The 11,210-nt window shown below is 35.8% G+C and carries 10 protein-coding genes; 3 read left to right on the forward strand and 7 right to left on the reverse strand.

Annotated elements, in window-relative coordinates:
* Positions 1-118: 118 nt before the first annotated feature.
* Together lepA and HX049_RS03645 are read left to right on the forward strand one after the other, a co-directional pair.
* Complete coding sequence (gene lepA, locus HX049_RS03640; protein WP_041894583.1) at positions 119-1,915, forward strand: translation elongation factor 4; 1,797 nt, start codon at positions 119-121, stop codon at positions 1,913-1,915.
* Between the two features lie 93 nt (positions 1,916-2,008).
* Positions 2,009-2,824 (forward strand): hypothetical protein, encoded by an 816-nt coding sequence (locus HX049_RS03645; RefSeq protein ID WP_286414159.1) that lies wholly within the window; start codon positions 2,009-2,011, stop codon positions 2,822-2,824.
* Positions 2,825-2,898: 74 nt separating this feature from the next.
* On the opposite strand, the gene HX049_RS03650 is transcribed toward HX049_RS03645, so the two are convergent.
* The 7 genes from HX049_RS03650 to HX049_RS03680 all read right to left on the reverse strand — a co-directional run bounded on the left by HX049_RS03650 (position 2,899) and on the right by HX049_RS03680 (position 10,129).
* Positions 2,899-5,634, reverse strand: coding sequence for a M16 family metallopeptidase (locus tag HX049_RS03650; protein ID WP_286414160.1), 2,736 nt, complete (start codon positions 5,632-5,634; stop codon positions 2,899-2,901).
* Between the two features lie 135 nt (positions 5,635-5,769).
* On the reverse strand, positions 5,770-6,087 hold the full coding sequence (trxA, locus tag HX049_RS03655; RefSeq protein WP_006259770.1) for a thioredoxin: 318 nt from the start codon (positions 6,085-6,087) through the stop codon (positions 5,770-5,772).
* A 4-nt stretch (positions 6,088-6,091) separates the two neighbouring features.
* Entirely contained in the window at positions 6,092-7,522 is a 1,431-nt protein-coding gene (locus tag HX049_RS03660; RefSeq protein WP_286414161.1) for an MBL fold metallo-hydrolase, read from the reverse strand.
* 73 nt (positions 7,523-7,595) lie between these two features.
* Positions 7,596-8,387 (reverse strand): sulfite exporter TauE/SafE family protein, encoded by a 792-nt coding sequence (locus HX049_RS03665; protein ID WP_286414163.1) that lies wholly within the window; start codon positions 8,385-8,387, stop codon positions 7,596-7,598.
* Between the two features lie 8 nt (positions 8,388-8,395).
* Positions 8,396-9,028 (reverse strand): Crp/Fnr family transcriptional regulator, encoded by a 633-nt coding sequence (locus tag HX049_RS03670; RefSeq protein WP_286414165.1) that lies wholly within the window; start codon positions 9,026-9,028, stop codon positions 8,396-8,398.
* 89 nt (positions 9,029-9,117) lie between these two features.
* A complete protein-coding gene (locus tag HX049_RS03675) occupies positions 9,118-9,531 on the reverse strand; it encodes a DUF6691 family protein (protein ID WP_286414167.1) in 414 nt (137 codons plus the stop codon).
* A 37-nt stretch (positions 9,532-9,568) separates the two neighbouring features.
* Entirely contained in the window at positions 9,569-10,129 is a 561-nt protein-coding gene (locus HX049_RS03680) for a YeeE/YedE family protein (RefSeq protein WP_286414170.1), read from the reverse strand.
* Between the two features lie 659 nt (positions 10,130-10,788).
* Between HX049_RS03680 and HX049_RS03685 the strand changes: the two genes are divergently transcribed.
* Entirely contained in the window at positions 10,789-11,148 is a 360-nt protein-coding gene (locus HX049_RS03685; protein WP_286414172.1) for a DsrE family protein, read from the forward strand.
* The last annotated feature ends 62 nt before the right edge of the window (positions 11,149-11,210 follow it).

Below are 11,210 nucleotides of genomic sequence, written 5' to 3' on the forward strand. Positions count from 1 at the left end.
AGGTAGATTCTTTAATTAAAAGAATGTAAGAGCCTTAGAATCTAGATTATATGATTATTGAAAGTGGTTTCAATACTTCTAATGGGCATATAATCCAATAAACTTTGATATAACGAAGATGAAGAACATTAGAAACTTTTGTATTATTGCTCATATTGATCATGGTAAAAGTACGTTAGCTGATAGATTACTAGATGCTACACAAACTGTAACTGCCCGTGAGCAACAAGCTCAGCTTTTAGATAGTATGGACTTAGAGCGTGAAAGAGGGATTACTATCAAATCTCACGCGATCCAAATGGAATATACTCATAAAGGTGAGAAATATATACTTAACTTAATTGATACCCCAGGACACGTAGACTTTTCTTATGAAGTTTCTAGGTCTATTGCAGCGTGTGAAGGTGCGTTATTGATTGTTGATGCTGCTCAGAGTATTCAGGCTCAGACTATTTCTAACTTATATTTAGCATTAGAGAATGATCTAACGATTATTCCTGTATTGAATAAGATTGATTTACCAAGTGCTAATCCAGAAGAGGTAAGCGATGATATCGTAGACTTATTAGGATGTGACTATGAAGAAATTATTCCTGCATCAGGTAAAACTGGTTTAGGAGTAGAAGATATCTTAGAAGCGATTATCGAGAGAGTTCCTGCACCTAAAGGAAATCCTGAGGAGCCATTACAAGCATTAATATTTGACTCTGTATACAACCCATTCCGTGGTATTGAGGTAATATTCCGTGTGGTTAACGGTACAATTAAGAAAGGTCAGAAGATTAAGTTCATGGCTACTAATAAAGAGTATTTCGCAGATGAAATCGGAACGCTTAAATTAAACCAAGTAGCTAAACAAGAGATTAAAACAGGTGACGTAGGTTACCTAATCTCTGGTATTAAAGAAGCAAGAGAAGTAAAAGTAGGGGATACTATCACAGATGCAAAAGAACCTACTCAGAATATGATCGAAGGGTTTGAGAACGTAAAACCAATGGTATTTGCGGGTATCTATCCTGTAGACACAGAAGATTATGAAGAATTGCGTAACTCTATGGAAAAGTTACAACTTAACGATGCTTCCTTAGTTTTCGCAGCAGAGAGTTCTGCAGCTTTAGGTTTTGGTTTCCGTTGTGGTTTCTTAGGAATGTTACACATGGAGATTATCCAAGAGCGTTTAGAGCGTGAGTTTAACATGACAGTTATTACTACTGTACCTAACGTTTCTTACTTAGCATATACTAAGAAAGAACCAGATACACCTATTATAGTAAATAACCCTTCTGATTTACCAGAACCATCTAAATTAGAAAGAGTAGAAGAACCGTTTATTAAAGCGACTATTATTACTAAAGCTGACTTCGTTGGACAAGTAATGAGCCTTTGTATTGATAAACGTGGTATCATTACTAATCAAACTTACTTAACAGAAGATAGAGTAGAGTTAATGTTTGATATGCCATTAGCAGAGATTGTATTTGACTTCTATGATAGATTGAAGACTGTATCTAAAGGATATGCCTCATTCGATTATTCTCCTATTGGTATGCGTACTTCTAACTTAGTGAAAGTAGATGTAATGCTTAATGCTAACGTAGTGGATGCTTTATCAGCATTAATGCACGCTGATAACGCTTATCATATCGGTAAGAAGATGTGCGAGAAATTAAAAGAACTTATCCCACGTCAGCAGTTCGATATTCCTATTCAGGCTGCTATCGGAGTAAAAGTTATTGCACGTGAAACTGTAAAAGCACTTCGTAAAGACGTAACAGCTAAATGTTATGGAGGGGATATCTCTCGTAAACGTAAATTACTTGAAAAACAGAAAGCAGGTAAAAAGCGTATGCGTCAAGTAGGAAACGTAGAAATCCCACAAGAGGCATTTATGGCTGTATTAAAGTTAAATGACTAAACACAGTTTTTAAAATATTTAATGAAAAGACTATCAACATTGGTAGTCTTTTTTTTTGATTCAAAATGTAAATAGATTAGACTAATATACTATATGAAAAAAACGTTGTTCATATTCACATTACTTGTATTAGTAGGGTGTAAAGAAACAAAAGAGGAAGAAGTGATTCCTGAGATTAAACCTTCTACAGAAGAAGTGATAACTGAGACAGAAGAAGAAAAACCTGCTCTAACAGTACATGGAAAGGAAGAAAACATTGTTCTAGATATTCTTATTCCTAGATATTACGACAAGGATTTTCACCAAGAAGAATTCAATAAGGTCAATGATAAATGGTTAGCTTTTGAGGAAAAGAACGGTCTTTTTCAAGTCGTAAAAGCAGATTATGCCATCAGCGAAGAGATGAATGAGTGTACAGAAAGTGAGCAACTAGGTATCTTTTCTACCGGTCCAGTGGAACCTATTTTCTTTTTAGGGCCAAATTCAATGATTAAGAAAGGGACTAAGACTGCTCTAAATATTAAAGAACAGCCGTTATGGCCTGATGCTCCACAAGAGTATCTATTTAATGGGAAACAGTATATTCTGAGAGCAGAAGGTAAGCAGGTAGACTCTTATGACTATACAGACGATAGTGGTAAGACTAGAAAATATAAGAAATATAAAGATTATAAGTTATATCTAACAGTAAATGGGGAGGCAGAACAGTTAATCCTAGATATCCCAAGCTTTAATGACACCTTCGTACAGCTATTGTTTGTAGGGGATTTAGACGGTGATGGTAACTTGGATTTTGTGTTCGATACTTCACCTGAGTACGAGATACAGTCTGTAGAAGTGTACTTATCTAAAGGGGCTCAGCATTTTATCTATTTAGCAGGAGCTATATCTGTAGACTTTAGTTGTTAGTCAAGGTACTATTGTATATAAAAGTAAAAGCCGATTGAGTAATCAATCGGCTTTTTATTTAGAGCTTATTTACTTTATTTTTTAGTAAAATCACCGGCATAGATTGTTGTGAATTTAGCAGGCTGTAAGTATTTTTTAGCAGCGTCATTCACTTGTTTTACAGTTAGCTTTTCTATCTCAGCATTTAATTTGTCATGATCTGTAAATGGAGTTTCGTATAACAGGAATAGAGAAGATAAATACATTAAGTATCCATCGTTACCTAAATTCGTTTGTCTTGCGTTCTTCCATGAAGATTTGTTAGCAGTTAATTCTTCTTCAGTAATACCAGAAGCAATTAATTTATTAAATTCTTCATTCATAGCTTTTTCTACATCTGCACGTTTAGTAGGGTTCATAAATGCATAGATCGTCCAAGAAGCATTTACACTTTTAGAATCACTAGGTACACTTAATGAAGTACCAGCACCATAGCTAATACCTTCTTTTTCGCGTAAACGTTGAGGTATACGGGCAGTCATAAACCCACCTCCCATTACTTCATTTGCAAATACTAATGCAGCATAGTCAGGATTTGATTGATTCATCTCAAAGTTTAGCTTACCTACAGCTACAGCATTTTCTTTGTCTGGAGTTTCGAACACTTCTTTTACTTGTTTAGTATCTACAAACTTTGGATATGCTTTTTCATATTTAGCTTTACTATTAAAGTTAGCGAAAGTATTCTCTAGTAATTTATCCACAGCTTTTTTGTCCTTCATACCTATTACAGTAGCAATACCGTTATTAGCACCAAAGAAATTCTTGTGGAACTCTTTAATCTCCTCTAGTTTAATTTTCTTGATACCATCAATGTCTTCCTGAGTTGATGGAGTGTAGAAGATACTTCCTTTTTCCTCTTGCTCTGTTAATTGATTGATTTTATTAAAAGCAATAGCTTGAGGGTCGCTTAATTTAGACTCTAAACTTGTAATATAATCTAGTTTTAGTTTTTCTAATTCTGCATCTGGATAAATAGGGTTAGTCAATAAATCCTTAAGAATAACCATCGTTTCATCTATTGTGTTTCGGTATGATGATACTCCTATATTAATGTTCTGACCACTAAACCTAACTGATATAGTTGACTTTAATTGATCTAACTTATCTTTTATTTGTTGTTTAGTCATAGTCTTTGTACCTGCATTTAATAGACTTGCCGCAAAAGAACCTATATATTGTTTGTTAAGTAAGTCTTTCTGATTACCTACAGGTAATGTCATGCTTATTTGTACTTTCTCACCTTTGATATCCTTATCTATAATACCATATTTAAGTCCATTACTAAGTTTAGCAGTAGAGTAGTTCTTCTGTAAGTTAGCAATAGATGCTTCGAATGGTCTTAATTCTTCAGCAGTCTCTTTTCCTTTATAGTTTTCTACTAGCGCCTTAATATCCTTATCTAAGAACTCTGTTGGCTTTACCCTTGTTTCATCTTTAGAAGGAATAAACATACCTACAGTACGATTATTATCTTTAAAGTACTTCTTAGCTACTCTATTGATATCTTCTAGCTTTAAACTCTCCACATTATCTCTGTATAGATTAGCAAGACGATAGTCTCCTGCCCCGATAATCTCTGTTAAGTTAATAGCAGTTCGGATAGTATTGTTCTTTAAATCCTCTAGACCTTTTGAGATTCGAGTTTTAGCTCTGTCTAAGTCTTCTTGTGTATATTTAATAGTTTCTATTTTAGCTAATGCTGTCTTGATATCTTTTAGCGTTTCCTTTTGATCCTTATCAAGTGGAATATCAAAGTTAAACAAGATAAAACTCGCATCTCTTACTGTAGGACTGAATGAGTATAGTGAAGACACTTTTTTAGTCTCTACTAAGTCTTTGTACAAATATCCAGAAGGATCATTGGTCAGTATAGATTGTAATGCTACAAGTGCTGCAAAGTCTTTATCTGCATACGATGCTGTGTGATACAATGTCTGTATGTGCTTAGAATCACCTGCACGTCTTACTTCTACAAACTTTTCACCATCCTGAGCAGGCTCTACAGTTAGGATCTCATCTAGTACACGTTTTGGTTTAGGAATGACAGAGAAGTAATCCTCTACATATTTTAATGCTTTAGCTTCATCAAACTTACCCGCTATTACTAGAGTCGCATTGTCTGGTTGATAATATTTCTCATAGAATCGTCTTAATTGTGGTGCCTTGACACGCTCGATATCTTCTTTTGACCCGATAGTACTTAGTCCATAATTATGCCATAAGTAAGCTGTATTAATTGTTCTTTCCATTAATACTCTACCAGGATTATTCTCTCCTATCTCAAATTCGTTGCGGACAACAGAGAATTCTTTGTCTAAATCTGATTGAAGTATAGTAGCGTTGATCATACGATCTGCTTCCATTTCTAATGCCCATGCTAGATTCTCATCAGATGCAGCAAATATCTCATAGTAGTTTGTACGGTCATACCATGTAGTCCCTTGGGCTTGACCACCTTTGTCTGACAGCATTTTTTTGATGTCTCCCAGCTTTGTAGTACTTTTAAAAAGCATGTGTTCTAATAAGTGAGCCATACCCTTTTCGCCATATCCTTCATGTTTAGATCCTACATTGTATACGATATTGACGATCACATTATTCTGAGTCGCATCTGGAAGTAGTAGTACCTTCAATCCATTAGACAGTTTGTACTCTTTAATGTCTTCAACAGAAGTTACGAAGGTTGGTTTTTCTTTCTGTTGTGCATAAGCGTAATCTGCAGCACTTATTGTCAATGCAAACATAAGTGTGTACACTATTTTTTTCATAAATCAGTAATTAAGGTTAATTGTTATAAATATAGAATATTAATTCTAATAAACTGAAAATATGATAAATAGGGTGGTGAAATATTTGAATAGTATTAGAAAAAATAAGGCTACTCTTGATAGAGTAGCCTTATTTTAGTAATTATGCTTATACTGATCGATATGACCTAGTAGCGTCTGCTTATCCATATATCCAGACTGTTTCCACAGTAGTTTACCTTTTCTAAAAAGCATTAGTGTAGGCACACCTCTCATCTGGTATTGTGTACTATATTGGGTGGTAAGAGCAGTATTTTTATCTACATCTATCTTGATAATAGAGATGTCATCCTGTAGCTCTTTTTTTACTTCCTCCAGTACAGGAGCTAGCATCTGACATGGACCACACCACGTAGCGAAGAAATCAACTAAAGTTAACTGATCTCTATCGATTAACTCTTGAAAATTACTCATTGTATTATTGTTTAGTTGTTGGACATGTTGCTGTACAGCTACCTCCTTCTTGCAATGGGATAGTTGTATTCTTAATCGCACCGAAACCTCCGATTACATCGATCATATTGTGGTATCCTCTAGCTTTTAAAATAGAAGCAGCGATTAATGAGCGGTATCCTCCTGCACAGTGGATAAAGAATTTACCTTCTGTTGGGAAGTCAGCGATGTTCTCATTGATATAATCTAATGGAGAATGAGTCAAGTTTTTATAGTTGATATGAGCAGAGTTATACTCTCCTGGTTTACGCACATCTACTACCTTGATATCCTCATTAGCTATTCTATCAGCTAGTTCTTCTGCTGTTACTTGTTGTACTGTATCGTATTCAAATCCTTCTGTTTTCCAAGTAGAGAATCCTCCTTTTAAGTATCCTAGCGTATTGTCATATCCTACACGAGATAGACGGATCACAGCTTCTTCTTCACGTCCTTCTGGAGTGATTAATAAGATTGGCTGTTTGATATCTGTGATTAATGCACCTACCCATGGAGCGAACTGACCGTCTAATCCGATAAAGATAGCCCCAGGTATATGACCACTAGCGAAGTCTGCAGCAGAGCGTACGTCTAATAATAATGCACCAGACTCTTCTGCTAAAGCTTGAAACTCTGTTGGAGTAAGGGCTTTGTTATTATTGATGATAGTTTCTACATTCTCATATCCTTCTTTATTTAACTTCACATTTAGTGGGAAGTATGCAGGAGGAGGTAGTAGACCGTCTGTCACTTCTTTTACGAATTCTGCCTCAGTCATATCAGCACGTAGTGCATAGTTCGTTTGTTTTTGGTCTCCTAGTGTACCGACAGTTTCTTTGCTTAAATTCTTTCCACAGGCAGACCCAGCACCATGAGCAGGATATACGATAACGTCATCTGCTAATGGCATGATCTTCGTACGTAAACTATTGTATAATGTAGCTGCTAATTGCTCTTGAGTCAAGTCAGCCGCTTTCTGAGCTAAGTCAGGACGCCCCACATCTCCTAAGAATAATGTATCTCCACTGAAGATAGCATGATCTTTTCCATTCTCATCTTTTAGTAAGTACGTAGTACTCTCCATCGTATGTCCAGGAGTGTGTAATGCTGTGATCGTGATATTTCCTATTTTAAAGACCTCTCCATCTGTAGCGATATGCGCTTTAAATGTAGGGTTAGCATTTGGCCCATATACGATAGGAGCATTCGTTTTCTCAGCTAATGTAACGTGTCCACTCACGAAGTCTGCGTGGAAGTGTGTTTCGAAGATATATTTAATCGTCGCATTATCTTTAGCCGCTCTGTCTAAGTAAGGTTGTACCTCTCTTAGTGGATCGATGATAGCAACCTCTCCGTTGCTCTCTATATAGTAAGCTCCTTGAGCTAAACATCCTGTATAAATTTGTTCTATTTTCATGTTGTAATTTATTTCTTTGTTTGAAGTAAAAGTAAGAAGATGTTTTTAAAATGACAGTAACTTAGGTTACAAACTATAAAAACACTTCCTTAACTAGTATATAAATAGCCATGATCAGTACGAAATAACCAAAGCTCTTTTTTAAATTTTTGTCAGGGACATACCTCGTTAAATAGATCCCGATGAAGATCCCTATAATAGATATTCCGCTAAAAGTGAGTAGCATCGCCCAGTCCATAGCCGTATGACCTAGATCACCTAAGAATCCTATTAAGGACTGTATAGCCACGATACACAATGAAGTGCCGACAGCCTGTCTCATTGGCATCTTGGCAAATAAGACTAAGGCAGGTATGATTAAGAACCCTCCTCCAGCACCTACTGTCCCTGCTAGTAGCCCGATCAAGATACCCTGTAGTACTAACCCTGATAAGGCAGGCTTAGCATCTTGTATCTCTATCTCTTTTCTTGGTCTGATCATCTTAGTAGCAGAAGTGAACATCACTAAGGCAAATAAGATCATCAGCACAATATTCTTATCTATACTCCAGCTGCCGATAGATATCACATCTGGTACAAGTGGGAGTAAGTAGGCTCTCGTGATAAATACTGCGATAACAGAGGGTATCCCGAAGAGCAATACTGTTTTTAGATCTACTTTCTTATCTATATAGTTTTTTATACCTCCTACTAGAGAAGTAGATCCTACTATGAATAGTGAGTATGCAGTAGCTATGAAGGGCTCTACCTTCATGATATACACAAGGATAGGCACAGTGAGTATAGACCCACCACTACCAATAAGACCTAGTGATATCCCGATGAGTAAGGCTAGAGCATACCCTATTAATGCTGTATAATCCATATCTGTACTTAAGGCTTAAGTAGCTCTATATACTTTCTATTGAGCTGTATAATACCTTCGTTTTCTAAGGTTTTTAGTATTCTAGAGATTACTACTCTAGATGTATTTAGTTCGTCAGCTAATTCTTGATGTGTATTGTTGATAAAGCGGCTATTGTATATTTTTGCTTTACTTCTCAGTAAGTTGCACAGACGTTCTTCCATATTCATGAAAGCTAGACTGTCTATAGCCGTTAGCATTTCGTTCATACGGTTGTTATAACTGTTGAGTACGAAGTTTCGCCAAGTCTTATATTTTACCAGCCATTCATCCATTTTTCCTACTGGGACTAGTACTACGCTACCATCGCGCTCTGCTATAGAGCGCACCTGACTCTTAGTCTCCCCTAAGCAGCAGGTCAGAGTCATCGCACAGGTATCGCCCTCTTCTATATAATATAGCACGATCTCTCCTTCTCGCTGATCTTCTCTGATGATTTTGATAGCACCTTCTAGGAGTAGAGGAATCTTCTTAATGTACTCTCCTATCTCCATCAATTTCTCTCCCTCTTTAAAGTCTTTTATAGTGGATACCTCTATGATCTCGTCTAGTAGTTTTTCTTCAAAGATAGAGCGGTACTTATTTCGTATGATATGTTCCATAAAAGAATAAACAAATGAATTAATGGTTCTAAGTTACTTTATCGAGACAATATATCAAAAGTATTCCCTCCTTTAATCCATATTGTTTATTAATGAGGAAGCCATCTTCTGATCAGTCCATAGAACCAAGTCCCTAATAACGCTCCAATGATGGCAATCAGTATAGGTAAAAAACCTGCTCCAAATAAGGCAAACATAGGTCCTGGACAAGCGCCTCCTAGTGCCCATCCTAATCCGAAGAAGATTCCTCCTATTAGATAACGAGGTACACTCTTCTCTTTTGGGGTAAACTCTATTGGGTTGCCAGACAGGTCTTTAATATTCTTTTTCTTGATAATATAGGTTGCGATAACAGCTATGGTTAATGCTGTTCCCATAATACCATACATGTGGAAGCTGTCGAACTGGAACATTTCATATATTCTGAACCACGAAGCCGCTCCAGATTTAAACATTCCTATCCCGAAAAGCATCCCGACTAATAAATAGGCTAATTTTTTCATTGTATCTTATTGATATAAATATTGTTAATCATTTGTATTAAAAAATAAAAGGGAACAGCAGGTGTACCATAATTAACCCTCCTATAAAGAAACCAATTACTGCTATTAAGGAAGGCAACTGTAGATTACTCAGTCCGCTGATCGCATGTCCTGATGTACATCCTCCTGCATATCTAGAGCCAAAGCCTACGAAGAACCCTGCTACTAGTAGTAGTCCGATAGATTTGATAGAACCGAATACTTCATTAGAGAATAGCTCTGTAGGTATATATGCCTTGCCAGCACTTTCTATACCTAGTGTATGTAGCTTCTCTATCGTCTGATCGGCTAACGGTATCGCTGCAGGCTCTACACTCAAGTAGTGATATGCGATAAACCCTCCTATTATGGTACCTACCAAGAAGAGTAAGTTCCAGGTCTGTGCCTTCCAGTTAAAACAGAAAAAATCACAACTCTTACCTGCTCCCATCATAGAGCACATGGTGCGCAGATTAGAGGAAAAACCAAAAGATTTGCCCATTAATAAAAGTAATATAAGTGTAGTAGCGATGAATAAACCTCCTACATACCAAGGCCATGGGCCATATATCCATTCCATAATATTTAATTTAATAAGACAAAGTTCTCGATTAAAATTGAGAAGAAATGTAACCTAGGATACAGAGAACTCCTTTTTTGTGTTTATACAAGATATGATGTAGGGCAAACCTATAGTAGCCTAAGAGTAAGTATTAAGGAAGTTTAGCATTCTCGTTAGAGGAGAATAGTAGGTATATAAAAGAAGAATTATTGGGCAGAGGTACTGCTATGTCCACTATTATCGGGTTATTGTCCTATTATTGTCCAAGGAAACGCTTCTAAACCCTTATTTTACTGGGATTAAGGGCAATGTAGTTATAAATGTATCATGGGAATGTTAAGGGGTTATTATTTTGTATTTTAGGTAGTTATGGTTTTTTTGATGAAGAAAAAAAGGATGTGATTTTTTGATTAAATTGTCTTTGAAGGTGGTTTTTGTGGTATTCTTTTTAAAAAAGTAGGTAATAAAAGTTTTTTTAGGGTATAAACAGGAGTTTATTTAGGCTGAAAACAAAAAAAAGTAATTTCTTTTTTTGAATGTATAGGTTTTGACCTGAATAGAATCTTAAAGAGAATAGTGGCAAAAGTTTGTGAGAGTTTATTAGTCGATATGAGTGGTTTTTAGTAGTTTTATAGAACTTAAAAAATAGAACCCAAAACTTAAAAATAGATATACTTATGAAAAATACAAAGCACAACGTTGTATTTCAATTAAACACAGACAACATTAATGAACAGAATGCACTAATGACTTATGTAACTAATGTTAGAAATCACTGGAAAGAGGATGTAACAATACAAGTAGTAGTGCATGGACCTGGTATCGGAATGCTTAGAAAAAGCAAGACGATGGTAGGAGAACCTCTTAAGGTAGTGATGCAAAAAGGAATACAATTCTTTGCGTGTGAGAATACAATCAACGCTCGCAAAATAGATAAATCAGATATTATCGAGAATGTAGGATTCGTTCCTTCAGGATTAGTTTATATCATCGAAAAACAAGAAGCAGGTTGGTCTTATATAAAATGTAATTTTTAAGATTTTATATAGATAGAGAGTGGTATGACTCTCTTTACCTTTGTGTATCAAATAAGGCAAAA

Source organism: Myroides odoratimimus, from assembly GCF_030326305.1.
In the GTDB taxonomy this organism is placed as follows: Bacteria; Bacteroidota; Bacteroidia; order Flavobacteriales; family Flavobacteriaceae; genus Flavobacterium; species Flavobacterium odoratimimum_A.

Excerpts from the sequence above, each read along its gene's own strand:
- trxA (WP_006259770.1), bottom strand. The coding sequence starts at position 6,087 with ATGAGTAATTTTCAAGAGTTAATCGATAGAGATCAGTTAACTTTAGTT.
- HX049_RS03675 (WP_286414167.1), bottom strand. The coding sequence starts at position 9,531 with ATGAAAAAATTAGCCTATTTATTAGTCGGGATGCTTTTCGGGATAGGA.
- HX049_RS03665 (WP_286414163.1), bottom strand. The coding sequence starts at position 8,387 with ATGGATTATACAGCATTAATAGGGTATGCTCTAGCCTTACTCATCGGG.
- HX049_RS03670 (WP_286414165.1), bottom strand. The coding sequence starts at position 9,028 with ATGGAACATATCATACGAAATAAGTACCGCTCTATCTTTGAAGAAAAA.
- HX049_RS03645 (WP_286414159.1), top strand. The coding sequence starts at position 2,009 with ATGAAAAAAACGTTGTTCATATTCACATTACTTGTATTAGTAGGGTGT.
- HX049_RS03685 (WP_286414172.1), top strand. The coding sequence starts at position 10,789 with ATGAAAAATACAAAGCACAACGTTGTATTTCAATTAAACACAGACAAC.
- lepA (WP_041894583.1), top strand. The coding sequence starts at position 119 with ATGAAGAACATTAGAAACTTTTGTATTATTGCTCATATTGATCATGGT.
- HX049_RS03680 (WP_286414170.1), bottom strand. The coding sequence starts at position 10,129 with ATGGAATGGATATATGGCCCATGGCCTTGGTATGTAGGAGGTTTATTC.
- HX049_RS03660 (WP_286414161.1), bottom strand. The coding sequence starts at position 7,522 with ATGAAAATAGAACAAATTTATACAGGATGTTTAGCTCAAGGAGCTTAC.
- HX049_RS03650 (WP_286414160.1), bottom strand. The coding sequence starts at position 5,634 with ATGAAAAAAATAGTGTACACACTTATGTTTGCATTGACAATAAGTGCT.